The organism is Cohnella suwonensis, from assembly GCF_042655365.1.
GTDB classification, from domain to species: domain Bacteria; phylum Bacillota; class Bacilli; order Paenibacillales; family Paenibacillaceae; genus Cohnella; species Cohnella suwonensis.
In genome coordinates, this window is sequence record NZ_JBHSMH010000041.1 from 164,679 (window position 1) to 190,357 (window position 25,679).

Here is a 25,679-nt window from a genome sequence, read left to right on the forward strand (position 1 = left end):
GGAGGTCGCGATATGAACGAGATAACCATTGCGGACAAGCGGATTGGCCGCAATCACCGCCCGTTCCTAATAGCCGAAATGTCCGGCAATCACAATCAATCTTTGGATCGGGCGTTGGCAATCGTAGAAGCGGCGGCAGAGGCAGGCGCACATGCGCTGAAGCTGCAAACCTACACGGCCGATACGATGACGTTGGATATAGAGGAAGGCGAGTTTTTTATCGATGATCCCGACAGCTTGTGGAAAGGGAACTCGCTTTACAAGCTCTACCAAGAGGCATACACACCTTGGGAGTGGCACGAACCGATATTCGAACGGTGCCGGGAGTTAGGCTTGATCGCGTTCAGTACTCCGTTCGATGAAACGGCCGTCGATTTTCTCGAAAGCTTGAACGTACCTGCATACAAGATCGCTTCATTCGAAAACACGGATTTGCCCTTGATCCGCAAAGCGGCGGCAACCGGAAAGCCGCTCATCATTTCAACGGGGATGGCCTCCATTGCCGAGCTTGACGAGACCGTAAAAGCAGCGAGGGAAGCCGGATGCCAAAGCCTGGTCCTATTAAAGTGCACGAGCACGTACCCGGCAACCCCTAGCAATTCGAATTTGTCGACGATTCCGCACATGGAGCAATTATTCCAATGCCAGGTCGGCCTATCCGATCATACGATGGGAATCGGCGCGTCTGTCGCAAGCGTAGCATTGGGAGCAACTGTCATCGAGAAGCACTTCACGCTTTCCCGTGCGGACGGAGGCGTGGACTCGGCCTTTTCGTTGGAACCCGAGGAATTCAAAGCGCTTGCCGTCGAAACGGAAAGGGCTTGGCAATCCATCGGCGGGATTGTCTATGGGCCGACCGAAGCGGAGACGAATTCGTTGAAGCATCGCCGTTCCTTGTATGTAGCGCAAGACATGAAAGCCGGGGACCGTTTTTCGACACAGAACTTGCGGGCGATACGTCCCGGACTTGGTTTGCCGACCAAATATTTGGAACGCATTCTTGGAAAACAAATTAATCAAGACATCAAGAAAGGGACCCCATTATCTTGGGAGCTATTGTAACCGGGATTGGATAAGGCAGTGATGCAGTTGCCGACTTTTTTTGGGGCTAAGTATGGATTTCGGCAACCCCAAATGCGTCGGCAACTTGCGTTTTCCGTCCGAATACGTTTTTGATTCCGACACTTTTCATTTCCTTATTTCCATATTCGCCTTGACATACCCGGGATCAAAAGCTTCAATCTCCTTAGGAGTGCCTAGAAAAACGACATCGCTTAAGGGGATGATCTTGATTCCGACTTTCAAATTTCCGTCAATGAAAGCCTTGTACATGGGGGCGATATAATATTCTTTGTTCTCCTTCGGGATGTTCTCCGCATTCTCATGATAGACTTTCTTGTATTGGTTCCAACTTTTAAAATAGTACAATCCGATTGTAGCCAGGTCGGAAATCGGCTTCTTCTCGGCAACATCGACCACGGTTCCGGCATCGTCCGTCTTCACGAAGCTCCAATGGTCTCCCTGCACTCGCGTGACAGGGATAAACCCGTCAAGTTCGGGCCAAATATCGACTTTCGATATTTGGCCTTCCGCAACATACGTATCGATATTGTAGATAATACAACTGTCATCGCCCCGCAAATAAGGATCCGCCATTAAAGCTGTAGTTGCCTGTCCGTTTGTGAGTTGCTCCAGCATGACAACATGATAGCTTTGGATTCCCAGCTCCGCACAGCGGTCCCGCAAAAAAGCCTCATCGTATATTTCTTTCCGAGTAATAAAAATAAACTCCTCGTCAAAGAAATCCCGTAGTGAAAGCATGGACCATTCAAACAGGGATTTGCCCCGCGCCATCACTTTATACTTCGGTTGCGCAATGCCTGCCCGTGTAATCCTGCTGCCCATGCCGGCCATGGTAACGATGATTTTTAAGCTCATGACACACCGTCTTCTCTCTTAAGCAAATTCTGAATCTCTTCAAGGGAGTACTGCAGGAATTCGCTGGGGCGGATCGCCTTATCGTCGACATAAAACCCGTTTCTGCCGCACCAGGGCTTCCCGAAATGGATTTCGTCGTAAGGAATGTCATGCTTGTCCAGCCATTGAAACAGCGTCTTTGCGGTATTGGCGTTGATCTTGCCCACATTTCCCTTGTAGGTCCGCATCTGCCGGCTCGAATAAAGAATGATATAAAAGCCTCTTTGCCTGTACTCCCGCAGTTTATCCAAGACATCGTACTTAGGTCTAAGATCGAGATAGCTTTGATGTTCTTTCTTGTTCTCGCAAATCGTGCCGTCAATATCCATGACGAGTACATTCTCTTCAGCAATCACTTCCGTCACCCCGCAAAAAGCTGTCTAGCATTTCTACTCCTACCGCCAGCATGACATGCTGTCTTCTCGGATAATCGCCGTGTAACGGCACCATGCTTAGAAACAATAACGATTCGATCAGCCGTATGACGCGCATATCCGTCAGCTTGCTTAACCGATCGCGAAACCGTTCGCCGATTTGCGCATTTCTCCGGTTCGAATGGATTTCATACCGGATTCGATTGTCCTCCATCCGAACATCTATCAAATCATTAATAATAAAATCATAGCGGCCTAATACGCTATGGCTCAATTTGGCCAAGTCGTAACGAATATCGCCGTAAATATCGAACTTTCCGAATTCTCCCCGCGGATCGATTAACCGGATGGTGCTTCCGCTGAGCGAATACAAAATATTGCTGAAGCATAAGTCCCCGTGAATGATTTGGAACGAGTTTACGTTGTATACCTGATTTTTCTGAAGCAGTTCAGGCAGAATTTCCATATAGAAACTCAGTGGCGGGAACTTCTTCCCGTTAATCACGATTTCCTCCGTGAGCAGCCTTCCCAATTGCGGATGGTGCTTCAAACTGTTCAAACGCTGAATCGTCTTTTCGATATAAATCGCATCCAACGACGCTGCAGCCTCTTCCTGCCCTAGACTAACTTGATACCTGGACATATCAAGAATAATCTGTTCCATGGAATCGAAGATCTCGTCCCATTGGCTTAACGAATGGTTACCGTACACGAACAAATCGTGAAGCGTGTTGTAACTGTAATATTCCATTCTGACGTAGGGATCGTTGTAATCTAAAGAATAGTCGAAAATTCTCGGGATCAAATATTGCAGTTGCGAGGGCAGCTTCAAGTACCATTTGATTTCTTTAATAAACTTCTCCTGGTTTTCGCTTTTCTTGGTCAGAATGCCCCTTTGCTTGTCGATCTCTATCGTGTTGAAAAACCGGGCCTGCACTTCTTTCGCGGTCTGAATGTACTGCTCTTGATGCCCGACATCCATCCATTCCTGAGTTTGCTTGATCTGATAAGGGTACAATTCGTTATAGGTTAAGACCGCATGATAGAAGCTGTCGTATACCCCGTTGTGCTTCCCGGCGTCTTCCAAAGCCTGAAGAAATGCCGACGGGTCTGCGAAGTGAAAAACCCCGATAAACGAGTCGTAGTTTTCCGCATATTGAACTTCCTGGCGATCCCAAACCTGCGTTATTTTCCCCGAGTCGTGGTGAAAAGTCGTCCACGTTTTGGAATGCCGGGTTTTGGAATAATAAACGGTATTTTCATCCGCTTGTACTTCTTCGTTTAATAGCGTATCGCCAAAATTGACCAGGATGCTGTCCACGGTACCGCAGCTCCGGAAAGCTTCCTTCATCGCGAAGCAGATGCTGTAGCCAAGGCTTCCCAACCGGTCTAGCACAACCAACTCAACCGAATGGTTGAGTTGCCTGGACACCAGATAAGCCTCGATGAGATCACTTTGCTCATAACCAACAATATAGATTTTGTCCACGGTGTGCCGGTATTGTTCGAACAAATGCTCGAACACCGGCTTCCCCTGCAGTGGAATCAGAACGCTTGGAATTTCTCCGAAGTTTTGTTGCAGTTCCCCGCTAACGGTCTTGGCGCTTGGAATGATCAGTATTTTCATAGAGCGCGCCCCTATACGTCGATGTTCGCCAGTTCAAATAAATCAAGGATTTGTTCTGCTCTGCGGACCCACGAATGCTCCAGTTTGGCCTTCTGGTGCCCCGCGTTAGCTATCTCCCACAAGGTCTCCGGATTATCCAGATAATGCATGATCCGTTCGGGCAAATCGTTCAGATCCTTCCACGAAAAAGCGATCATCTCTTTCCCGTTTTCAAAAGCATTATCGTAGAAAAGGCTGGTTTCCGAGACGACGGCTGCCCCGTTCGTCATCGCGTTAAACACTCTTTCGTGTCCGCCTTCGACGAAGTTGTTGTTCGTATGCAAACAGATTTTGGATTGTTGCTGCAAGTCCAAGGTTTCTTCAACGCTGCCAGTTCCCTTGAACCTAAAGGTCGGCCACTTCTCCGACAAACCGTCCCAGCCGTTTCCGTAAATTTCCATAGGCACACCGGCCTTCCCCAGCGATTCCAGACACAAATGCCGGCGGTATGCCTCTATATATCGTCCGACTTGCTCAAGGCAATACTTATGCATAATCTTTCTTTGATCTTCGCTAAAGACAATTCCGCGGTGCTTCAATACTTCGTCCAGTGCATCCTCCGCAGCGAGATAATCGTGGGACAGCATGAGGTCGCAGACATCGTCCATTATGTTTGGTACGGATCTCAGGCCGCTTCCTGACCAGGTTCGCTTAGGAACTCCGCGGTAACTCCCGGTGAACAGCAGCGGAATGGTCCTTTGCCGAAGAAAGCTATCAACGTCCTGATCCGTCTTTTCCCGAACCGTGCTTCCGCCCGGCATCCAAAAAGCTTTGACCTTGAAATGGTTGGACGGATAATAATTCGACAGAAAACGAAGATGGGAGTGATCGAGGCACGTTACGGCACTTTTCGAAATTTTGTTGTTCAAACGTTCGATATGATAGTGGGGATGATCCACCAATGCCGTAACAAAGGGGATGTTGACCACGTCATAGAGGGACCGCTCTCCTACCTTGAAATCAATTCCGATTGCATTTAACGAAAAAACAAAATTGCTGCCGCTTGTCAATGCATTTTCCAACTGGGTTAATGCGTCATTTTCAACCAAGTCAATGACAACTGGGGTGTGCCCCAACAAACGAAAGGCTTCCGCCAGTTGGTCAATGTGTACCCGCAATGCGCCGTACTGTGATTGCCCCTTATACAACACCATTTTTGCCATTATGTACACCTCGCATATGTGACGCTTTCACGAACATGAGATTTCGGTGTAAATTTGGAGTTTGACTCCTTACAATTTTAGTCTATCATCAGACGGCATGAATAACTAGACAGAATAAGTCAGTAATCGCCAGTATCCGGGGCTGTTTTTTTTCGCTTCTTTTTCCGATAATATGAATGTGCGAAGACGATATATCATTTCAAGGAGACGGAATTATGAACATCTTACTCACCGGCGGAGCCGGCTTCATTGGCCGATGGGTCGTCAAACGGCTGCTGGGCGACGGCCACGATGTATGGATATTGGACGATCTGTCAAACGGAAGAGAAGCCAATATTGAAGAATTTCACGGGCACAGCGGATTGAAAGCTTTCGTGAAAGGCTCGATCTTGGACGAGCAGCTGCTCGGCGAGCTGTTCAGCCGCAACCGCTTTGACATCTGTTACCATCTCGGCGCTTCTATTAACGTGCAGGATTCGATCGACGAACCGCGGACGACCTTCAACAACGACACGCTCGGAACCTTTTACGTGTTGGAGCAATGCCGAAAATATAATGTGAAAATCGTTTTTATGAGCACGTGTATGGTATACGACAGGTGCATGGACGAAGAAGGCATTACCGAAGTGCATCCGATCAAACCCGCGTCGCCGTATGCAGGCTCCAAGATCGCAGCGGAGAATATGGTGCTGTCCTATTATTTCGCCTATAAGCTTCCTGCGGTTGTAATCCGTCCTTTCAATACATATGGCCCCTTCCAGAAAACGGGCGGCGAAGGCGGCGTGGTGGCGATTTTTATCAAGAACAAACTTGCGGGAAAAACATTGAACATATACGGTGAAGGTACACAAACGAGGGATTTGCTTTATGTTGAGGATTGCGCCCGATTCGTGACGGAAGCGGGGTATTCGGGCCGGGTCGACGGGGAAATCGTAAATGCCGGGTTAGGCCGCGACATTGCAATTAACGATTTGGCCGAGCTGATCGTCGGAGATAAATCGCGTATCGCACACGTCGAGCATATTCATCCGCAAAGCGAAATTCATAAGCTGCTTTGCAACTTCGATAAAGCGCGCCTACTGCTTGGTTGGAAACCGGCAGTCAGCCTGGAAGAAGGAATTCGCAGGACTGAAGATTGGATTCGGGGTACCGATTTGATTTGACCGGGGAACCCGGATATGCCTTCGGAAAGGTCGTGCAGCATGGATTTACGTCAGAAAAGCTTCAGGAGTGCCTTGCTTCCCTATGGCAGGCAATCCATTGACGAGGAAGATATCGAAGCGGTCGTTCAGGTTCTCAGGAGCGACTTTATTACCCAGGGCCCCGCTATCGAGCGGTTTGAACGGGCGGTTGCCGACTTCGTGGGAGCTAAATACGCGGTAGCCTTCTGCAACGGCACGGCAGCGCTTCATGGCGCTTGCTTCGCCGCAGGCATCGGTCCGGGGGACGAAGTCATCACTTCACCGATCACCTTCCTGGCCAGCAGCAATTCCGTGCTCTATTGCGGGGGAACGCCGGTTTTTGCCGATATCCGTCCGGATACGTATAACATCGATCCGGCTGAGGTTGAGCGGCGGATTACGCCCAAGACCAAAGCGATCATCGCGGTTGATTTTACCGGGCAGCCTGTAGAGAACGACCGCTTGTCCATGCTGGCGCACGATCAGGGGCTCGTTCTGATCCAGGATGCCGCGCATTCGCTCGGTGCGGAATATAGCGGTAGAAAAGTCGGCGCCTTGGCGGACATGACCATGTTCAGCTTCCATCCCGTTAAGCATATTACGACTGGGGAAGGCGGCATGATCGTAACGGACAGCGAACAATATCGCGACAGGCTTCTGCTGTTCCGTAATCATGGAATGACTCGGGATACGGAGCGGATGAAGTCAAACGACGGCCCTTGGTACTACGAAATGCAGGCGCTCGGGTACAATTACCGCATGACGGATGTGCAAGCTGCTCTTGGCGCTTCACAGATCAACAAGCTGGATCGGTTTGTAGAACGCAGACGGGCAATCGCGGAACAATACAACCGGGCTTTTAGCGATCTGCAGGGCGTTACAATCCCTTATCAGCATCCTGATGCTCGTTCAAGCTGGCACTTATACGTCTTGCGCTGGGATGAACGGGTAATACGCGGTGTTCGTGATGTCGTATTCGCTGAAATGCGCGCGCGAAACATAGGGGTAAATGTGCATTATATTCCGGTGTACCGGCAGCCTTATTATCAGAGTATAGGATATGCCGACATCTCGCTTCCTGAGGCGGAGGCCTACTATCGGACAGCGATGACCTTGCCCCTCTTTCCGGCGATGACAGATGACGATGCGGCTGACGTTATCCATGCCGTTCGCGAAGTTGCTAAGAGCTTAACGCACAAACAATGACACCGCTTACAAAAAACTGATTGACACAAAATTTACCTGATGTTATATTCGTGATGTGGGCTAGGCATTATTGCTTACGTCTAACGTCATTTGAATATGAAGGGAATGTTTAACACATGCAAGGTAAAGTTAAATGGTTCAACGCAGAAAAAGGTTACGGATTCATCGAAACAGAGCAAGGTGGCGACGTGTTCGTTCACTTCTCCGCTATTCAAATGGACGGTTACAAATCGCTTGAAGAAGGCCAATCGGTAGAATTCGATATCGTTCAAGGCGCAAGAGGCCCTCAAGCAGCTAACGTTACCAAAGCGTAATCATCCCGGCGGTATGCCGCCGAACGATCATACAAGTTGTGGGTTACACGTCATGACGGTATTGCCACGCACCCTGGATTCCTATCCAGGGTTTTTTATTTTTACCGGCGATTGAAAGCTTGCAAGCGCATATTCGTAAAATAATCAGATAATTCAAAATTATTAGCGGAATGTTTTGAATGGGCCCTCCGGGTGTGGTATCATGGGGGTACGCAAAGGAGGAATGCCAGATGAAATACAACATCCGTGGTCAGCGTATGGAAGTGACAGATGCTCTTCGCGAGTACGTCGAGAAGAAACTCAGTCGTCTGGAAAGGTATTTTGAAGCACCTCCCCAATCCGATGTCAACGTAACCCTCAGCGTAACGAAAGGCCATCAGGCCATCGAGGTTACGATCCCTCTCCCGGGCGCGATCCTGCGAGCCGAAGAGAAAAGAGAAGACATGTATGCGTCGATCGATTTCGTAGTGGACAAACTCGAAAGGCAAATTCGCAAGCACAAGACGAAGATCAACCGCAATTTCCGCGAAGCCGGCTCCGCTCGGGCGCTGTTCAAGGAAGACTTCGGCAACGGCCATGCCGTCTCGACGATCGCTAGAGACGAAGAGGATGAACTGGAGCTCGTGAAATCCAAGAAATTCAACCTGAAGCCGATGGACGTGGAAGAAGCGATCCTTCAGATGAATCTGGTCGGACATAACTTTTACGTATTCGTGAATACGTCGACGAAGGAAGTCAGCGTCGTCTATCGCCGCAACGACGGCAAATACGGATTGATAGAATCCGCCGAATAACCCTAATAACGACAACGAACAAGCCTCGGCCACCGTGCCGGGGCTTTTTTACAAACAGGAAAAGGTTGTCCATTCGACAATAAAATGTTAAATTGAACGAAGCAGAAACGCCATGGACGTGAAGCACACGCCGTTGTTCTCGTGAAGGAGAAACACGGCTTTTTTTGTCTCTTCACATGCCATAGTCGAAAACCTATAATAGGGACAAAGGAGTTGATCGGATGGACGAAACGAAAGAAATCCTGCTATCGATCAAGCATGCAGTCGAAGTGTTGGACGCAAAAGTCACTGGTTTGGACACGAGGGTTGCTGAGATTCAAAAAGACGTCGAAGTGCTGAAAGCAGACGTCGCCGTAATGAAGTCTGACGTCGTCGGCCTCAAGGCCGGACAAGCAAGATTAGAGAGCGTGATGGGATCCGTCGCGGTTCATATGCTGGACCATGAAACGAGAATCCGCGAGCTGCAAGGCGCCAGACAATAACTTCGCGAATCGATCTATGCCGTACGGAGCAGGCTCTCCCGCCTCTCGCGTCGCGGCTTTTTTGTTGCCGAACGCCCGCCTTCCCCCGCTTGTCTCCCGCCTGCCTCCCGTCAATACTCGCCCCGCTTCCTTGCCCCATTTTCGCCAAACTGCTAAAATGAGAAGATGCTGTTAGACCCGCACTAGAGAGGGGTATATCCACATGCTGGGACTTGTCAAAAAAATATTCGGAGATGCCAATGAGCGCGAAGTAAAAAGGCTTCTCAAAACCGTCGACCAGATCAGCGGCCTGGAAGCTTCCGTATCGCCGCTGAGCGACGAGCAGCTTCGCGCCAAAACGGATGAATTCCGCGGACGCATCGCCAAAGGCGAGTCCTTGGACGATATTCTGCCGGAGGCGTTCGCCACGATCCGGGAAGCGTCCAAACGCGTGCTGAACATGCGCCACTTCGACGTGCAATTGATCGGGGGCATGGTGCTCCATTCCGGTAAAATCGCCGAGATGAGAACGGGCGAAGGCAAGACGCTCGTCGGCACGCTCGCGGTATATTTGAACGCGCTCCAAGGGGAAGGCGTTCACGTCGTCACCGTCAACGATTACTTGGCGCAGCGCGATAGCGCGCTCATGGGCCAGATTTATAATTTCCTGGGCATGACGGTCGGCTGCAACCTGCACGGCCTGACCCACGAAGAGAAGCAAGCGGCTTACGCTTGCGACATCACGTACGGCACGAACAACGAATTCGGATTCGACTACCTGCGCGATAACATGGTCCTTTATAAGGAACAGATGGTACAGCGTCCGCTTCACTACGCGATCATCGACGAAGTCGACTCGATCCTCGTCGACGAAGCGCGCACGCCGTTGATCATTTCCGGTCAAGCGCAGAAGTCCACGGAGCTGTACTATGCGGCCGACCGACTCGTTAGCAAGCTGAAGGACGCCGAAGACTTCACCGTCGACATCAAGATGCGCACGGTCACGTTAACCGAAGCCGGCGTCACGAAGGTCGAACGCGCCTTCAACATCGAGAACCTGTTCGCTCACGAGAACGTCACGTTGAACCACCACGTCAACCAAGCGTTGCGCGCGCGCTTTATTATGAAGCGCGACGTCGACTACGTCGTCCAAGAAGACGAAGTCGTCATCGTCGACGAATTCACCGGACGCCTGATGGCCGGCCGTCGCTATAGCGAAGGACTCCACCAAGCGATCGAAGCGAAGGAACAGCTGACCGTTCAGAACGAGAGCATGACGCTCGCGACGATCACGTTCCAGAACTACTTCCGGATGTACAAGAAGCTGGCGGGCATGACCGGTACGGCGAAGACGGAGGAAGAAGAGTTCAAGCGCATTTACGGCCTCGACGTCATTCAAGTGCCGACGAACCGTCCGATGATCCGCGTCGATACCCCGGACGTCGTCTACAAGTCCGAGAACGGCAAGTACAAAGCCGTCGTCGAGGAGATCGTCCGCCGCCACGCGACCGGACAACCCGTTCTCGTCGGTACCGTCTCGATCGAGAACTCGGAGCGCATCTCCGATTTACTGAAGAAGAAGGGCGTCAGCCACCAAGTGCTGAACGCGAAGTACCATGCCGAGGAAGCGGCGATCATCACGAACGCCGGCCAACGCGGCACCGTCACGATCGCGACGAACATGGCGGGACGCGGAACGGACATCCTGCTCGGATCCGGCGTCGCGGATCTCGGCGGCTTGCACATCATCGGCACCGAGCGGCACGAATCGCGCCGGATCGATAACCAGCTCCGCGGCCGCGCGGGCCGTCAAGGCGACCAAGGCTCGTCCCAGTTCTACTTGTCGATGCAAGACGAATTGATGCGCCGTTTCGGCGCCGACAATATTATGGGCATGATGGAGCGCCTCGGCTTCGACGAAGAGTCGCCGATCGAGAGCCGCCTCATCTCCAAAGCGATCGAATCCGCGCAGAAGCGCGTCGAGGGCAGCAACTTCGACGCCCGGCGCATCGTCCTGCAATACGACGACGTCATCAACCTGCAGCGGGAGCGGATCTACGGAGACCGCCGTTCCATCCTCAACACGGAGAACATCCGCGAAGTGGTCGAAGGCATGATCCGTTCCGTCGTCGCCCGCGCGGTCGAGAGCCACTGCTCAGACGCGGACGTGCCGGAAGATTGGGATTTGGACAGCTTGCTCACTTACGCCCATGCGCACTTCCTGCCGGAAGACCGTCTGAGCAAAGACGATCTGTGGGGCAAAGAGAAGGAAGAGCTGATCGAGATGATCGTCGAGCGCGTAAGCAAGCTGTACGACGATCGCGAAGAGATGATCGGCGTAGAAACGATGCGCGAATTCGAGAAGGTCGTCGTGCTTCGCGCGGTCGACAGCAAGTGGATGGATCACATCGACGCGATGGATCACCTGCGTCAAGGCATTCACTTGCGCGCGTACGGCGGCAACGATCCGCTGCGCGAGTATCAATTCGAAGGCCATAACATGTTCCTCTCCATGATCGAACGCATCGAGGAAGAGATCACGATGTACGTCATGCGGGCGACGGTGCAGGCGACGCCTCCGAAGCGGGAAGCGGTCGCCGAAGGGCAAGCCGTCGATACGAAAGCCGAGGAAGGACCGAAGAAGCCGAAGACGCGCGACGCCGCGGCGGTCGGAAGAAACGATCCGTGCCCTTGCGGCAGCGGAAAGAAATACAAAATGTGCCATGGCCGCATAGACTAATGCGGCAAGGTATTTCCATATGAGGTGATTTCATCATGTTAGAACTTGATGTATCCGTGAAGCAAGACCTTCGCGCCAACGCGAAGCGACTCCAGCAACTTAGGGGGTCCCTTTGACTTAGATCTGAAGAAAGAACAGATCGAGAACTACGAAGTCAAAATGGGCGATCCTAATTTCTGGGACGACAACGACAAAGCGCAAGCGATCATCGGCGAGATGAACGCGATCAAATCGGTGGTCGACCAATACGAAGCGCTGGAGAACGAATCGAAAGATCTCGAGGACATGCTCGAGATTCTGGACGAAGAGTTCGACGAGGAGATGGCCGTCGAATGGACGGACAGCGTCAAGGCGCTCGTCGCCAAGGTCGACGGCTTCGAGCTCCAGCTCCTCTTGAACCAGCCGTATGACAAGCTGGACGCCATCTTGGAGCTCCATCCCGGAGCGGGCGGTACCGAATCGCAGGACTGGGCGTCGATGCTATACCGGATGTACACGCGGTGGGCGGAGAAGCGCGGCTTCAAGGTCGAGCTGATCGACTACTTGCCCGGCGACGAAGCCGGCATCAAGAGCGTCACGATCCAGATTCGCGGCCACAATGCCTACGGTTATCTGAAAGCGGAGAAAGGCGTTCACCGGCTCGTCCGGATTTCGCCGTTCGACGCCTCCGGCCGTCGCCACACGTCGTTCGTGTCGTGCGACGTCATCCCGGAGATCAACGACGAGATTCACATCGAGATTCGTCCCGAGGATTTGCGGGTCGACACGTACCGCGCCAGCGGCGCCGGCGGACAGCATATCAACAAGACGGATTCCGCCGTTCGGCTCACTCACTTGCCGACGGGCGTCGTCGTCGCGTCCCAGACGCAGCGCTCGCAGATCCAGAATAAAGATAAGGCGATGAAGATGCTCCAATCCAAGCTTTACGAGCTGAGAATCCAAGAGCAACAGAAGGAATTGGCCGAAGTGCGCGGCGAACAGATGGACATCGCGTGGGGAAGCCAGATCCGCTCTTACGTCTTCCACCCGTACAGCATGGTCAAGGACCATCGCACGTCCGTCGAGACCGGCAACATCGGCGCGGTCATGGACGGCGATCTCGACTCCTTCATCGACGGCTACTTGCGCAGTCAGATCAAACAAGACGTTCAATAAAATCAATACATGCATAGCTAATGAAGAAACTTCTTACACTGACAAGTGTAAGGAGTTTTCTTCGGTTATTCGGAAATTATAAGTTTACCTTATTCATTACCGAATAACCTCCGCAAAGCTTCTTCAGCGCCCAAAGGGCGCCGAAGGCGTTTTTGCCCGTATAGATGCCAATTAGCCTAGCGCTTTAACGTGGGAAAGAGGAGAACCGATGTCCGATCAGGAGCAGCATCCGCATTCGCATCCGCAGCGCATTCATTCCGTGCCGGTCATTCCGAACAAGAGGGCCACGCCCCGATTTTCCAAGAATACACGCACGATTTTCAGTTATTTGTCCATCCTGGTCGGATCGTTCTTCATCGCGGCCAGCTTTAACTTGTTCCTGTTGCCCAATCAGATCGCCTCGGGCGGCGTGTCCGGCATTTCCGTTATCCTCAATTCGCTCGCGGGCATCGCGCCGGCTTACATGCAGTGGGCGCTTAACATACCGCTCTTCATCGCGGGCTTTCTCGTGCTCGGCCGCCATTTCGGCTTCAAGACGGCGGTGGGTACGGTCATGTTGCCGTTGTTCGTCCTGCTGACGTCCCACTGGGATCCGCCTACTCGCGAGCCGCTTCTCGGCGCGTTGTACGGAGGGCTGGGCGTAGGCCTCGGACTGGGCATCGTCTTTCGCGGGAGAGGGTCGACGGGCGGGCTGGACGTAGCGGCCCAGATCGTCCATAGGGTGTTCGACATTCGGCTCGGTCTCGCCGTCGCGATGTTGGACGGGCTCGTGATCCTGTCCGCGGGACTGTTCATCTCTCTCGAAAATGCCCTGTATGCGTTGATCGGCTTGTTCGCGACCAGCAAGACGATCGACATCATTCAGACGGGGTTGCAGACGTCGAAGGCGGCGTTCATCATCTCGAGAAATCCCGAGCGCGTGTCCAGCGCGATTCTGCATGAACTCGATCGCGGACTGACCAGGCTTCAGGGCGTCGGGGGATATACGGGCGACGATCGTCCGGTGCTGCTCGCCGTCGTGGGCCAGAACGAAGTCGTTCGGTTGAAGCTGCTCGTGCGGGACGCGGACCCGGACGCCTTTATCATCATTACGAACGCGGCCGAGGTTCTCGGCGAAGGATTCCATGACGAACGCCTGCTATGAACGGGCGTTGTTCGTTATTCAGAATTTATAAGTTTCGCGCTTATCCATTTCTGAATAACCTCCGCAAAGCTTCATCAGCGTCCTAGGGACGCCGAAGACGTTTTTGCTTGATGAATTCGACCGTTGAATAAATAATACTTTGTATGTATAATAATGCATAACGAGACGGAGAGCGACTTGTATAGGCTCGGCTAGAAGAGTTTGGATTTTCGTCGGATATCCGGCTTCAATTTAGAGCCGTAATCCGTTACAATTAGGAAGGTTTGCCATGAACGCGGATCGCGTTTTTGCTTGACGATTCAGAATTTATAAGCTTCGCCTTATCCATTTCTGAATCGTCTCCGCAAAGCTGCTTCGGCGCCCAGGGGACGCCGAAGGCGTTTTTGCTCGTCTCATCCGATTATTCGCGTTACGAACGCAATACATGGGGGAATCGATATGAATTCATCGAACATCCGCGCGGCCATCGTCGGCTCGACCGGTTACGGCGGCGTCGAATTGATCCGCTTGTTGCAATCCCATCCGAAAGTGACGATTTCGTCGGTCATTTCTTCTTCTACGGCGGGCATGTCGATCGCCGAAGGGTTTCCTCATTTGACGGAAATCCATACCGATCTGCTAGACGATCTGAACGTAGAGGCGATTAGCGCCAAGGCGGACGTCGTGTTCCTGGCGACGCCCCACGGCGTCAGCATGAAGCTCGCGCCGCAGTTTCTGGACGCGGGACTGAAAGTCATCGACTTGTCCGGAGATTTCCGGCTCGAGTCCGCGGACGTCTACGAGCAATGGTATAAGCACGAGCCGGCGCACGCCGCCTACGTCGAACGCGCGGTGTACGGCCTTGCCGAAGTGTACGGCGACAAGGTCGCGAGGACCGATTTCGTCGCCAATCCGGGCTGCTTCACGACGACCTCGTTGCTCGGGCTGTATCCCGCGGTCAAGGCGGGCTGGATCGATCCGGACAGCATTATCATCGACGCCAAATCCGGCGTATCCGGCGCGGGTCGCGGCGCAAGCCTCGGCACCCACTATTCGGAGATTAACGAGAACTTCAAAGCCTATAAAGTCAACAAGCACCAGCATACGCCGGAGATCGAGCAAGTGCTCTCGGAAGCGGCGGGCCGTCCGGTCGTGACGACGTTCACGACGCATCTCGTGCCGATGACGCGCGGCATCATGGCGACGATGTACGGCAAGCTGACGGAGAAGCGCACCGACGCGGATTTCGTGGAGCTGTACCGGCAATTTTACGAAGGGCGCAAGTTCGTTCGCGTTCGTCCGGAAGGCAAGTGGCCTGCGACGAAAGAAACGTACGGCACGAACTATTGCGACATCGGCTTCTCCGTCGACGAGAGAACGGGACGCGTGACGATTATCTCCGTCACCGACAACTTGGTCAAAGGCGCGGCCGGCCAGGCGATCCAGAACTTGAACCTGATGATGAACTGGGACGAGACGCTCGGCTTGCAGTTCTCGCCGGTGTATCCATAATAGAACCTGTTCAAAAAGTCCGGTTTGTAGCATCGAGAAGGTTGAAAGAAGCTAGGGAATGAGGATCGGAGCGTAGGCAAACCTACGTGAGAACCGGAAGTCCCGTGCAGCATTCAAGATTCGACGTCGAATATGCTTCCTGGATGACTTCATGATCCAAATTGGACTTTTTGAATTACCTTAATAATAAGCGCAAGCGGACGAGAGGAACGGACGAACTACGATGGGAAAACAGTTATTTGAGATCGTCGAGGGCGGGGGCGTCACGACGCCCAAGGGCTTCCGGGCCGGCGGCCTTCACTGCGGCCTGAAGAAAACGGATCGCCACGATCTGGGCGTCATCTTATGCGAGGTGCCTGCCACCGCGGCGGCCGTCTATACGACGAATTTGTTCCAAGCCGCGCCGCTGCAGGTCACTCGCGAAGCGCTTGCCGAAGACGGCATGCTGCGCGCGGTGCTCGTAAACAGCGGCAACGCCAACGCTTGCACGGGCGCGCAAGGCGACGCGGACGCGAAGGCGATGCAAGCGAACGCGGCCGCGGCGCTCGGCCTAGGCGCGAGCCAAGTAGCGGTCGCTTCAACCGGCGTCATCGGCGAACTGCTCAAGATGGACCGCGTTAACGCCGGCATCGAGAAGCTGCCCGGACGGCTGCGAAGCGACGCGCAAGGTTCCGACGACTTCTGCCAGGCGATCCTGACGACCGACCTTGTCAAGAAGGTCAGTTGCGTGACGTTGACGGTCGATGGACAGACGGTGACGATCGCGGGAGCGGCCAAAGGCTCCGGCATGATCCACCCGAACATGGCGACGATGCTCGGCTTCGTCACGACGGACGCCAAGATCGGTTCTCCGCTGCTGCAAGGGCTGCTTCGCGAGATCACGAACGTCAGCTTCAACATGATCACGGTCGACGGCGACACGAGCACGAACGACATGCTGGTGGCGATGGCGAGCGGCTTGGCCGAGAATAACGAGCTGACGCGCGAGCATCCGGACTACGAAGCTTTCGCGGCGGGCCTGCTGCACGTGTGCGCCGAATTGGCGAAAGCGATCGCCCGCGACGGCGAAGGCGCGACGAAGCTCATCGAGACGGTCGTCGTCGGCGCGGACAGCAACGAAGCGGCCCAAGCGATCGCCAAGACGATCATCGGCTCGAGCCTCGTGAAATCGGCCGTCTACGGCGCGGACGCCAACTGGGGACGCATCATCGCGGCCGTCGGTCGCGCGGGCCAACCGGTTAACGTCGGCACGGTCGACATTCGCCTGGGGGACATCGTCGTGTTGGAGCAATCCCGTCCGATTCCTTTCGACGAAGAGATAGCATTGGAATACTTAAAAGGCGACACCGTCGCCATTCACGTGAATTTGAATATGGGAAGCGGGCAAGCGAAGGCGTGGGGCTGCGATCTGACTTACGATTACGTGCGCATCAACGCCGCTTACCGGACGTAAGGAGAAGCGGACGACGATGAGCACAGGCAAATTCGTAATGAAATGCGGCGGAAGCACGCTGGCGGCACTGCCCGACGCGTTCTTCCAAGACTTGCGCGACTTGCAGGCGGGCGGCACGCAGCCGGTTATCGTGCACGGCGGCGGCCCGGCGATCAACGAGACGCTCGGCAAGCTCGGCATCGAGAGTCGTTTCCTGAACGGCCTGCGCGTCACCGACGAAGCGACGCTCGACGTCGTCGAGATGGTGCTCGCCGGACGGATCAACAAGGAAATCGTCCGCAAGCTGCAACAGAACGGCGCGAAGGCGATCGGGCTGTCCGGCACGGACGGCAAGCTGATCGAAGCGAAGCCGGTCGCGAACGCGGCCGACGTCGGCCTAGTAGGAGACGTCACCGGCGTGAACGCGGCGCTCGTGGAGGGCGTCGTCGCCCTCGGATACTTACCCGTCATCGCGCCGATCGGCATCGATGAAGCGGGACAACGATACAACATCAACGCGGACACGGCGGCGGGCGCCGTCGCGTCCGAGCTCGGCGTCGATACGATGATCGTCGTGACCGACGTGCCCGGCATCATGCGCAAGGTGAACGGCGAGAAGGTCGTCCTTCCTCAAGTCACTTTCGCGGACATCGAAGAGATGATCGACAGCGAGGAGATCTACGGCGGCATGATCCCGAAAGTACGCGCGGCGATGAGCTGCCTGCACGGCAACGTCAAGGAAGTGCTGATCGTCGACGGCTCCGCGGAACGCGTGCTCAGCCGCGCGGTGAACGAAGGTAATATCGGAACCCGGATCGTGCGGGAATAAGCAAGCGAAGGAGATGAGCGGGATGAGCGATAGCGCATTGTTTTCGACCTATGCGAGATTTCCAATCACTTTGGTGAAGGGGAAAGGAAGCCGACTGTGGGACGATCAAGGCAAGGAATACATCGACTTCATGAGCGGGCTCGCGGTCACGAATCTCGGACACGTGCCAGACGCGGTGAAGAACGCGATCGTGCGGCAGCTCGACCAGCTGTGGCATGTATCGAACCTGTTCCACACTCCGAACGGGGAGAAAGCCGCGAAGCTGCTGACGGATAACAGCTGCGCGGACGCCGTGTTCTTCTGCAACAGCGGCGCGGAGGCGAACGAGGCGGCGATCAAGCTCGCGCGTCGGTATCACCAGAAGCTGAAAGGCAACGACCGTTACGAGATCATTACCTTCACGCAATCGTTCCACGGGCGGACGCTCGCGACGCTGACGGCGACGGGGCAAGATAAAGTGAAAGAGGGCTTCCTGCCATTGCCGCAAGGCTTCGTGCACGTGCCTCTGCACGATCTTCCGGCGCTGGAAGCGGCCGTGAACGACAAGACGGCGGCGATCATGCTGGAGCTCGTGCAAGCGGAAGGCGGGGTTATCCCGGTCGACGCTGACTTCCTGAAGCAAGTGCGGGCGCTGTGCGACCGTCACGGCATTCTGCTTATCGTCGACGAGATCCAGACGGGCATGGGGCGCACGGGCAAGCTGTTCGCTTACGAGCACTACGACGTCGAGCCGGATATTTTCACGCTGGCCAAAGGTCTCGGTAGCGGCGTTCCGGTCGGCGCGATGCTGGCGAAGGCGCACGTGAGGGACGCGTTTGTTCCGGGCGCGCATGCGACGACTTTCGGCGCGACGCCGCTGATCATGGCTTCCGTGATCGCGACGATCGAGACGATGCTGTCGGAAAAAGCGGTCGAGCGCGCCGCGGCGGCTTCCGAGTATTTGATGGGGCAATTGAACGCGAAGCTGAACGGACTGCCTAACGTCGTCGGCGTGCGCGGCAAAGGCTTGCTCGTCGGCATCCTGTGCGACGGACCGGCCGCGGAAGCTATCTCGGAGTTGCACAAGCGCGGCTTGCTCGTCGTACCGGCCGGCCCGAACGTGATTCGGTTGCTGCCGAACTTGCTCGTATCGAACGAAGACATCGACGCGGCGGTCGCTTTGATCGCGGCAGTGCTAACGGAACAGGCGGCGGCGCAAACCGCCAAGTCCTGAACGATTGGAAAGGCTAGCATAAGATCTGCTTATTCCTGATCCGATCGCTCCGCAAAGTTACTTCGCGTCCAAAGGACGCGGAAGGCATGTTTGCTTGATATAGAAGGGGGATTGGCCATGACGACGGCTATCAATGCCGAACAAATCGCGGCGCAGCTGAAAGGTCGCGATTTTCTCGGTCTCGTCGATTTTACGCCGGAAGAAATCCGGTATTTGCTAGACTACGCCATCGAGCTGAAGCGCAAACAGAAGGCGGGCGAAGTGTACCAACCGCTGAAGGGCAAGTCCCTCGGCATGATTTTCGAGAAATCGTCCACGCGCACGCGCGTTTCCTTCGAAGTAGGGATGTACCAGTTGGGAGGCCAAGCGCTGTTCCTGAGCCGCAACGACATCCAGATGGGCCGAGGCGAGACGATCCGCGACACGGCGCAAGTCATGTCCCGTTACCTCGACGGCATGATCCTGCGGACGTTCGGCCACCGCAACGTGGTCGAGCTCGCCCGCGGCGCGACCATTCCGGTCATCAACGCCCTATCCGACCAATCTCACCCTTGCCAAGCGATGGCCGACTACCAGACGGCTCTCGAGCACAAGGGCAAGCTCGAAGGGCTTAAAGTCGCCTACATCGGCGACGGCAACAACGTGCTCCACTCGCTCATGATGGGCGCGGCTAAGCTCGGCATGCATTTCGCCAGCGCGTCCCCGGAAGGTTACGACCCGGACGAGACGGCGGTGAAGCAGTCGAAGGAAGCGGCCCGCGAGACCGGCTCCCGTATCGATATCGTGCGCGACGCGCGCGAGGCGATCGAAGGCGCGGACATCGTCTACACCGACGTGTGGGCGAGCATGGGCTTCGAGGAAGAGCAGAAGGAACGCGAAAAGGCGTTCAAGAACTACCAGGTCAACGAGGCGCTCGTGCAATACGCGAAGCCGGATTACCTGTTCATGCACTGCCTGCCCGCGCACCGCGGCGAGGAAGTGAGCGAAGGCGTCATCGACGGCAAAAACTCCGTTATTTTCGACGAAGCCGAGAATCGCCTGCACGCGCAGAAAGCGATCATGGCCGCGATTATGTAAAGCTGACTGCCTATCGCCAAATGGCTCACCAAACGAGTCCGTAAGCCGGAAAAACCTGCTTACAGCACCGAAAGACTCGCCAAACGAGCCCGTAAGCCGGAAAAACCTGCTTATAGCGCTGGAATGCACACAATCGCAAAGCAACTTTTTCAAAGGAGCTCATCAATCCCATGGCTAAAAACAAAATCGTGCTCGCCTACTCCGGCGGCCTCGATACTTCGGTAATCCTGACTTGGCTCAAGGAAACATACGACGCCGAGATCATCACGTTCACGGCCGACATCGGCCAGAAGGACGAACTCGACGGTCTCGAAGAAAAGGCGCTCAAGACGGGCGCGTCCAAAGTGTACATCGACGACCTCCGCGCGGAATTCGCGAAAGACTTCATCTACCCGATGTTCCAAGCGGGCGCCTTGTACGAAGGCCAATACCTGCTCGGCACGTCGATCGCGCGCCCGCTCATCGCGAAGCGCATGGTCGAGATCGCGCTGGCGGAAGGCGCGACCGCGATCGCCCACGGCGCGACGGGCAAAGGCAACGACCAAGTCCGCTTCGAGCTGACGGCGGCCGCGCTCGCTCCGAACATCGAAGTGATCGCCCCTTGGCGCGACGAAGCGTTCCGCGAAGCGTTCCCGGGACGCGCGGAGATGATCGCTTACGCCGAGAAGCACGGCATTCCGGTTCAAGCGTCCGCGTCGAAGCCTTATTCGACCGATCGCAACCTGCTACACATCAGCTTCGAGAGCGGCATGCTCGAAGATCCTTGGTTCGACTCCAGCGCGGCCGACGTGGAAGACATGTACGTGCTGAGCGTCTCCCCGGAGAAAGCGCCGGACCAAGCGGAATACGTCGAACTTGATTTCGAAGCCGGCGACTGCGTCGCGATCAACGGCGAGAAGCTGAGCCCGCTCGACGTGATGGAGAAGCTGAACGAGATCGGCGGCAAGCACGGCATCGGCCGCGTCGACATGGTCGAGAACCGCTTCGTCGGCATGAAGAGCCGCGGCGTGTACGAGACGCCGGGCGGCAGCATTCTTTTCACCGCGCATCGCAAGATCGAATCGCTCACGATGGACCGCGACGTCATGCACCTTCGCGATTCCCTCATTTCGAAATACAGCTCCCTCGTCTACAACGGCTTCTGGTTCGCGCCCGAGCGTCTCGCGATCCAAGCCCTCGTGAACGAAAGCCAGAAGAACGTGACGGGCACGGTCCGTCTGAAGCTGTACAAAGGCAACGTCATGGCCGCCGGCCTCAAGAGCCCGGTCAGCTTGTACAACCCGCACATCGCCACGATGGAAGCGGACCCTACGAAAGCGTACGATCAAGGCGACGCAACCGGCTTTATCCGCCTGAACGCGCTCCGCTTGAAGGTATCTTCGGGCGTCACCGGCGCTTCCGGCATTAACTGATAAAGGACAAAAAGGGAGCAGCGAACGGGAAGCCTGCCAAACCATCCCCTATAAGCAAACACGTCTTCGGCATGAATAGCCGAAGAAGCTTTGCGGAAGTATCGGAGCCATCCGATACCCAGGGCCATGCGGGCGGCACCTTCCTCGTCCGCTCTCCCCTTTTGCCTATTTACCGAAGAGAGAAGGTTACCCGAACATGAGCAAGCTGTGGGGCGGTCGTTTCACGAAAAAAACTGACCAACTGGTCGAAGAATATACGGCGTCGATCACGTTCGACAAGGAGCTCGCCTACGAGGACATCCAAGGCAGCCTCGCGCACGTGACGATGCTCGGCAAGTGCGGCATCCTTCCGGCGGACGACGTCGAGAAGATTAAAGACGGACTGCTTAAAGTCCGCCAGCGCATCCAACGCGGGGAGCATGAATTCCTCGTCGCCGACGAAGACATTCATATGAGCGTCGAGAAGGCGCTCATTGACGAGATCGGCCCGGTCGGCGGCAAGCTGCACACCGGTCGCAGCCGCAACGACCAAGTCGCGACCGACATGCACTTGTACTTGCGCAAGCGCGTCGTCGAATTCGTCGGCATGTTGCAGAAGCTGCAGGCCGCGCTCGTCGGACAAGCCAAAGCGAACCTCGACACGATCGTGCCGGGTTACACCCACTTGCAGCGCGCGCAGCCGATTCTGTTCGCCCATCATCTGATGGCGTACGTGTCCATGTTCGGCCGCGACATCGAGCGCCTGCAGGACAGCTACAAGCGCATCGACGCGTTGCCGCTCGGGGCGGGCGCCCTCGCGGGCACGACTTTCGCGATCGACCGCCACTTCACGGCGCAGCAATTGAACTTCGGACGCGTATACGAGAATAGCCTCGACGCCGTCAGCGACCGCGACTTCATCGTCGAATTCCTGAGCGGTGCTGCGCTTATCATGACGCACTTGTCGCGCCTGAGCGAAGAGCTGATTCTCTGGTCGAGCACCGAGTTCCAGTTCGTCGAGCTCGACGACGCGTTCTGCACCGGCTCCAGCATCATGCCGCAGAAGAAGAACCCGGACGTGCCGGAGCTCGTCCGCGGCAAGACGGGTCGCGTCTACGGCAACCTGGTCGGCTTGCTGACCGTGCTGAAGTCCCTTCCGCTCGCGTACAACAAGGACATGCAGGAAGACAAGGAAGGCATGTTCGACACGGTGAAGACGCTGCAAGGCGCGCTTCAGTTGTTCGCGCCGATGATCGAGACGATGAAAGTGCGCAAAGAGAAAATGCGCAAAGCCGTCGACCAAGACTTCTCGAACGCGACGGACATCGCCGACTTCCTCGTCGGCAAAGGCTTGCCGTTCCGCCAGGCGCATGAAGTCATCGGCAAGACGGTGCTGTACTGCATCCAGCAGAACAAGTTCCTGCTCGACTTGACGCTGGACGAGTTCAAGCAGTTCTCGCCGCTGTTCGACGACCGGATCTACGCCGTGCTGCAGCCGGAAGCGGTCGTGAACGCCCGCAACGTCTACGGCGGCACCGCCACGCCGCAAGTCGCGGCCGCGATCGAACGCGCCGAAGCCGAGCTCGCCCGCACCTCGGAGTGGATCTCCGAATACGAGGCGAAGTCGGGGCTGCTATAAGAATTGCGCAACTTGATAATGAAGTTAAACGTCCCGATTACCCTCGCCGGGTGATCGGGACGTCTTGCGTTTAATTGAACGCTTCGTGTCGGAAATTGTCATGATTTGACTGCGAGATCCCATTCGAACAGGAGAGTTGTTGCTATGAAAGGAATGGTCTTCACCTCGTTTTTGGAAATGGTAGAAAATAAGTTTTCGCTGGGAATGGCCGATCAAATTATCGAAGCCTCCGATTTGCCGTCGGGAGGCAGCTACACGTCGGTAGGTACGTATCACCATAACGAAATGATTCAGCTCGTCGTTCAGTTGGCCGAGCGGACGGGTATTCCCGTAGCCGACTTGGTGCGTACGTTCGGAGAATATTTATTTACGCAGCTGATCGCGATGTACCCGCAGTTTATTCAGGAACACCGAACGGCATTCAGTTTCCTGCGGAAGGTGGACAATTATATCCATGTCGAGGTCCGCAAGCTTTATCCCGACGCGGAACTGCCCGCATTCGAATACGAGGCTTCGGAACCGGGCTCGATGGCGATGATTTATCGCTCATCGCGGCCTTTCGCCGATTTGGCCGAAGGACTCATTCTAGGTTGTATTCAATATTACGGCGAGAACATCGAGGTCAAACGGGATAACTTGAGCGAAGGAAACGCCGCCCGTTTTATCTTGACGGAACGGAAGTGACGATCGTGACGGCGATGCAGGAAATCGAAGTGCTGCGGAGACAAATCGAACGGGAGAGAAAGGCGCGTAAAGAAGCCGAGCAAATCGCGGAGCAGAAAACCCGTGAAATTTATTTTGTCAATCAAGAGCTGCTACAAATGAACGATCAACTGGAGGAATTGGTTAAGGAGCGGACCGCCGAGCTTTCCAAGGCCCGAGACGAAGCGATCGAAGCCAACCGGATCAAAAGCCAGTTTCTCGCCAATATGAGCCACGAACTGCGAACACCTCTGAATGCCATTATCGGCTACAGCGAAATGTTGAAAGAAGATGCCGAGGATGACGGCAACGCGGTCTTCTCGGACGATCTCGGCAAAATCCATCAAGCGGGCAAGCATCTGCTTTCGCTTATTAACGACATTCTCGATCTCTCCAAGATCGAAGCCGGCAAAATGGACGTTTACTTGGAAAGCTGCGAGATCAGAACGACGGTTCAGGATGTGTTGACTACCGTCACTCCTCTTTTGGAGGCCAACGGAAACCGTCTAGAATCCGCCATTCCGCATGGCTTAATGCGAACGGATATTACGAAGCTCAGACAAATCTTGATGAATCTGCTAGGCAATGCCGGCAAGTTTACGAAAGACGGAACGATTTCGTTAACGGTAAGCTTTGAAGCCCGCCAGGGGGAATCCGGGGTTTCTTTTTGCATCCGAGATACGGGTATCGGCATGACTCCCGAACAACTTGAAAATTTATTCAAAGCGTTCAAGCAGGCCGATTCCTCGACGACTCGGAAATACGGCGGCACGGGGCTGGGACTTGCGATCAGTCAGAGGCTATGCCACATGATGGGGGGCCGTATTACCGTCGAGAGCGTCTTAGGTCAGGGGACGGCTTTTACCGTGTGGTTGCCGGCATTAAACAAAAGTTCCGAGAGCGGCACTGACGGATTACGGGAAGATGCCAGCCAAGGGACGGAGGGCCGCGATGAACGTTGCGTCGTGCTCGTCATCGACGATGATCCGGCCATGCTGCAATTGATGCAGCGTTATCTCGGCAAAGAGGGATATTCGGTCATCGGGGCCAGGAACGGGGACGATGGCATTCGTCTGGCGAAGGAACTGAAGCCATCGATCATTTCCCTGGATGTCCTGATGCCCGGAGTGGATGGGTGGAGCGTCCTGACCGCTCTTAAATCCGATCCGGAGCTTTCCGGCATTCCGATTATTATGATTTCGATGACTGACGATAGAAAGCTAGGATATACGCTCGGAGCATCGGAGTTTCTAATCAAACCGGTGAATCGCGACAAAATCGTCTCCGTGGTGGATAAGCACATTAGAGAACGGCAAACCCATTCCGTATTGATCATAGAAGACGATCTCCCGACAAGCCAGATGATGTCCCGGATGCTAGAGAAGGAAGGGTATCGGGTCATGAGAGCCGAGGACGGGAGAATGGCCTTGGCATGCGTCTCTCAATCCATTCCGCAATTGATTTTGCTGGATTTGATGATGCCGAATATGGATGGGTTCGAATTTGTCGCCGAGCTGCGCAAACGAGAGGAATGGCGGCCGATCCCCGTTGTCGTCGTAACGGCTAAAGACTTGACGGCGGAGGATCGGCTGCGGCTTAACGGATATGTCGAGAACATCGTTCAAAAAGGCCAGTTGCAGCGCGAAGCTTTGTTAGCGGAAATACGCAATCTGATAGACTGTGGCCCATCTGAGATTCGGGATGGAGAGGAGACCGGCCGTACGTAAGCT

Annotated in this window: 22 protein-coding genes; 18 read left to right on the top strand and 4 right to left on the bottom strand. The window is 54.9% G+C overall.

Translation table 11 applies throughout. The features are described 5' to 3' along the window. Window positions 1-12: 12 nt before the first annotated feature. Window positions 13-1,062, top strand: coding sequence for a pseudaminic acid synthase (pseI, locus tag ACFPPD_RS13475; protein WP_209745443.1), 1,050 nt, complete (start codon window positions 13-15; stop codon window positions 1,060-1,062). A 126-nt stretch (window positions 1,063-1,188) separates the two neighbouring features. Here pseI and ACFPPD_RS13480 read toward each other — a convergent pair whose 3' ends face one another. Genes ACFPPD_RS13480 through ACFPPD_RS13495 form a run of 4 tightly spaced genes read right to left on the bottom strand, consistent with a single transcriptional unit; the run spans window position 1,189 to window position 5,180 of the window. Continuing rightward, a complete protein-coding gene (locus ACFPPD_RS13480; protein ID WP_209745446.1) occupies window positions 1,189-1,938 on the bottom strand; it encodes a glycosyltransferase family 2 protein in 750 nt (249 codons plus the stop codon). Then, window positions 1,935-2,333, bottom strand: a complete 399-nt coding sequence (locus ACFPPD_RS13485; RefSeq protein ID WP_378082455.1) for an HAD-IIIC family phosphatase — start codon at window positions 2,331-2,333, stop codon at window positions 1,935-1,937. The genes ACFPPD_RS13480 and ACFPPD_RS13485 overlap by 4 nt, the downstream gene beginning before the upstream one ends. Continuing rightward, window positions 2,323-3,978 (bottom strand): hypothetical protein, encoded by a 1,656-nt coding sequence (locus ACFPPD_RS13490; protein ID WP_209745449.1) that lies wholly within the window; start codon window positions 3,976-3,978, stop codon window positions 2,323-2,325. Before ACFPPD_RS13490 ends, ACFPPD_RS13485 begins: the two co-directional genes overlap by 11 nt. An 11-nt stretch (window positions 3,979-3,989) precedes the next feature. Continuing rightward, window positions 3,990-5,180: a glycosyltransferase family protein gene (locus ACFPPD_RS13495; protein WP_209745452.1), complete on the bottom strand. Its 1,191-nt coding sequence runs from the start codon at window positions 5,178-5,180 to the stop codon at window positions 3,990-3,992. Between the two features lie 215 nt (window positions 5,181-5,395). On the opposite strand from ACFPPD_RS13495, the gene ACFPPD_RS13500 reads away from it, so the two are divergent. From ACFPPD_RS13500 to ACFPPD_RS13580, 17 genes are all read left to right on the top strand, one after another. Then, the gene (locus ACFPPD_RS13500; protein ID WP_209745455.1) at window positions 5,396-6,343 is read left to right on the top strand and encodes a dTDP-glucose 4,6-dehydratase; all 948 of its coding nucleotides are present in this window, start codon (window positions 5,396-5,398) and stop codon (window positions 6,341-6,343) included. A gap of 39 nt (window positions 6,344-6,382) precedes the next feature. Then, window positions 6,383-7,567: a UDP-4-amino-4,6-dideoxy-N-acetyl-beta-L-altrosamine transaminase gene (gene pseC, locus ACFPPD_RS13505; protein ID WP_209745459.1), complete on the top strand. Its 1,185-nt coding sequence runs from the start codon at window positions 6,383-6,385 to the stop codon at window positions 7,565-7,567. Between the two features lie 116 nt (window positions 7,568-7,683). Next, entirely contained in the window at window positions 7,684-7,881 is a 198-nt protein-coding gene (locus tag ACFPPD_RS13510; protein WP_209745463.1) for a cold shock domain-containing protein, read from the top strand. Between the two features lie 230 nt (window positions 7,882-8,111). Next, on the top strand, window positions 8,112-8,675 hold the full coding sequence (gene hpf / locus ACFPPD_RS13515) for a ribosome hibernation-promoting factor, HPF/YfiA family (RefSeq protein ID WP_209745465.1): 564 nt from the start codon (window positions 8,112-8,114) through the stop codon (window positions 8,673-8,675). Between the two features lie 221 nt (window positions 8,676-8,896). Next, window positions 8,897-9,157, top strand: coding sequence for a hypothetical protein (locus ACFPPD_RS13520; RefSeq protein ID WP_209745468.1), 261 nt, complete (start codon window positions 8,897-8,899; stop codon window positions 9,155-9,157). A 202-nt stretch (window positions 9,158-9,359) separates the two neighbouring features. Then, window positions 9,360-11,876 (top strand): preprotein translocase subunit SecA, encoded by a 2,517-nt coding sequence (gene secA / locus ACFPPD_RS13525; protein ID WP_209745471.1) that lies wholly within the window; start codon window positions 9,360-9,362, stop codon window positions 11,874-11,876. A gap of 35 nt (window positions 11,877-11,911) precedes the next feature. Continuing rightward, window positions 11,912-13,031 (top strand): peptide chain release factor 2 gene (gene prfB / locus ACFPPD_RS13530; protein ID WP_378082460.1). Its coding sequence is split into 2 segments (ribosomal slippage): window positions 11,912-11,989 and window positions 11,991-13,031, totalling 1,119 coding nucleotides; the frame shifts between segments, so codons are not numbered across the junction. Window positions 13,032-13,239: 208 nt separating this feature from the next. Continuing rightward, window positions 13,240-14,175 carry a YitT family protein gene (locus ACFPPD_RS13535; protein WP_209745474.1) on the top strand — a complete coding sequence of 312 codons (936 nt, stop codon included), beginning with the start codon at window positions 13,240-13,242 and terminating at the stop codon, window positions 14,173-14,175. Between the two features lie 438 nt (window positions 14,176-14,613). Next, a complete protein-coding gene (gene argC / locus ACFPPD_RS13540; RefSeq protein WP_378082461.1) occupies window positions 14,614-15,666 on the top strand; it encodes an N-acetyl-gamma-glutamyl-phosphate reductase in 1,053 nt (350 codons plus the stop codon). A gap of 223 nt (window positions 15,667-15,889) precedes the next feature. Continuing rightward, on the top strand, window positions 15,890-17,119 hold the full coding sequence (gene argJ, locus ACFPPD_RS13545) for a bifunctional ornithine acetyltransferase/N-acetylglutamate synthase (protein WP_209745477.1): 1,230 nt from the start codon (window positions 15,890-15,892) through the stop codon (window positions 17,117-17,119). Between the two features lie 16 nt (window positions 17,120-17,135). After that, complete coding sequence (argB, locus tag ACFPPD_RS13550; protein ID WP_209745479.1) at window positions 17,136-17,927, top strand: acetylglutamate kinase; 792 nt, start codon at window positions 17,136-17,138, stop codon at window positions 17,925-17,927. A gap of 13 nt (window positions 17,928-17,940) precedes the next feature. Beyond that, the gene (locus ACFPPD_RS13555) at window positions 17,941-19,140 is read left to right on the top strand and encodes an acetylornithine transaminase (RefSeq protein WP_209745483.1); all 1,200 of its coding nucleotides are present in this window, start codon (window positions 17,941-17,943) and stop codon (window positions 19,138-19,140) included. 117 nt (window positions 19,141-19,257) lie between these two features. Next, window positions 19,258-20,217, top strand: a complete 960-nt coding sequence (gene argF, locus ACFPPD_RS13560; RefSeq protein WP_209745485.1) for an ornithine carbamoyltransferase — start codon at window positions 19,258-19,260, stop codon at window positions 20,215-20,217. A 170-nt stretch (window positions 20,218-20,387) separates the two neighbouring features. Next, window positions 20,388-21,629, top strand: coding sequence for an argininosuccinate synthase (locus ACFPPD_RS13565; protein WP_209745487.1), 1,242 nt, complete (start codon window positions 20,388-20,390; stop codon window positions 21,627-21,629). 196 nt (window positions 21,630-21,825) lie between these two features. Further along, a complete protein-coding gene (argH, locus tag ACFPPD_RS13570) occupies window positions 21,826-23,247 on the top strand; it encodes an argininosuccinate lyase (RefSeq protein ID WP_209745489.1) in 1,422 nt (473 codons plus the stop codon). 144 nt (window positions 23,248-23,391) lie between these two features. Further along, the gene (locus ACFPPD_RS13575; RefSeq protein WP_209745491.1) at window positions 23,392-23,931 is read left to right on the top strand and encodes a heme NO-binding domain-containing protein; all 540 of its coding nucleotides are present in this window, start codon (window positions 23,392-23,394) and stop codon (window positions 23,929-23,931) included. Next, a complete protein-coding gene (locus ACFPPD_RS13580) occupies window positions 23,928-25,676 on the top strand; it encodes a hybrid sensor histidine kinase/response regulator (protein ID WP_209745493.1) in 1,749 nt (582 codons plus the stop codon). Before ACFPPD_RS13575 ends, ACFPPD_RS13580 begins: the two co-directional genes overlap by 4 nt. Window positions 25,677-25,679: the final 3 nt, after the last annotated feature.

Excerpts from the sequence above, each read along its gene's own strand:
- pseI (WP_209745443.1), top strand. The coding sequence starts at position 13 with ATGAACGAGATAACCATTGCGGACAAGCGGATTGGCCGCAATCACCGC.
- secA (WP_209745471.1), top strand. The coding sequence starts at position 9,360 with ATGCTGGGACTTGTCAAAAAAATATTCGGAGATGCCAATGAGCGCGAA.
- ACFPPD_RS13565 (WP_209745487.1), top strand. The coding sequence starts at position 20,388 with ATGGCTAAAAACAAAATCGTGCTCGCCTACTCCGGCGGCCTCGATACT.
- pseC (WP_209745459.1), top strand. The coding sequence starts at position 6,383 with ATGGATTTACGTCAGAAAAGCTTCAGGAGTGCCTTGCTTCCCTATGGC.
- argB (WP_209745479.1), top strand. The coding sequence starts at position 17,136 with ATGAGCACAGGCAAATTCGTAATGAAATGCGGCGGAAGCACGCTGGCG.
- argH (WP_209745489.1), top strand. The coding sequence starts at position 21,826 with ATGAGCAAGCTGTGGGGCGGTCGTTTCACGAAAAAAACTGACCAACTG.
- ACFPPD_RS13490 (WP_209745449.1), bottom strand. The coding sequence starts at position 3,978 with ATGAAAATACTGATCATTCCAAGCGCCAAGACCGTTAGCGGGGAACTG.
- ACFPPD_RS13480 (WP_209745446.1), bottom strand. The coding sequence starts at position 1,938 with ATGAGCTTAAAAATCATCGTTACCATGGCCGGCATGGGCAGCAGGATT.
- ACFPPD_RS13500 (WP_209745455.1), top strand. The coding sequence starts at position 5,396 with ATGAACATCTTACTCACCGGCGGAGCCGGCTTCATTGGCCGATGGGTC.
- ACFPPD_RS13535 (WP_209745474.1), top strand. The coding sequence starts at position 13,240 with ATGTCCGATCAGGAGCAGCATCCGCATTCGCATCCGCAGCGCATTCAT.
- ACFPPD_RS13520 (WP_209745468.1), top strand. The coding sequence starts at position 8,897 with ATGGACGAAACGAAAGAAATCCTGCTATCGATCAAGCATGCAGTCGAA.
- hpf (WP_209745465.1), top strand. The coding sequence starts at position 8,112 with ATGAAATACAACATCCGTGGTCAGCGTATGGAAGTGACAGATGCTCTT.
- argJ (WP_209745477.1), top strand. The coding sequence starts at position 15,890 with ATGGGAAAACAGTTATTTGAGATCGTCGAGGGCGGGGGCGTCACGACG.
- ACFPPD_RS13555 (WP_209745483.1), top strand. The coding sequence starts at position 17,941 with ATGAGCGGGATGAGCGATAGCGCATTGTTTTCGACCTATGCGAGATTT.
- ACFPPD_RS13510 (WP_209745463.1), top strand. The coding sequence starts at position 7,684 with ATGCAAGGTAAAGTTAAATGGTTCAACGCAGAAAAAGGTTACGGATTC.
- argC (WP_378082461.1), top strand. The coding sequence starts at position 14,614 with ATGAATTCATCGAACATCCGCGCGGCCATCGTCGGCTCGACCGGTTAC.
- argF (WP_209745485.1), top strand. The coding sequence starts at position 19,258 with ATGACGACGGCTATCAATGCCGAACAAATCGCGGCGCAGCTGAAAGGT.
- ACFPPD_RS13575 (WP_209745491.1), top strand. The coding sequence starts at position 23,392 with ATGAAAGGAATGGTCTTCACCTCGTTTTTGGAAATGGTAGAAAATAAG.
- ACFPPD_RS13495 (WP_209745452.1), bottom strand. The coding sequence starts at position 5,180 with ATGGCAAAAATGGTGTTGTATAAGGGGCAATCACAGTACGGCGCATTG.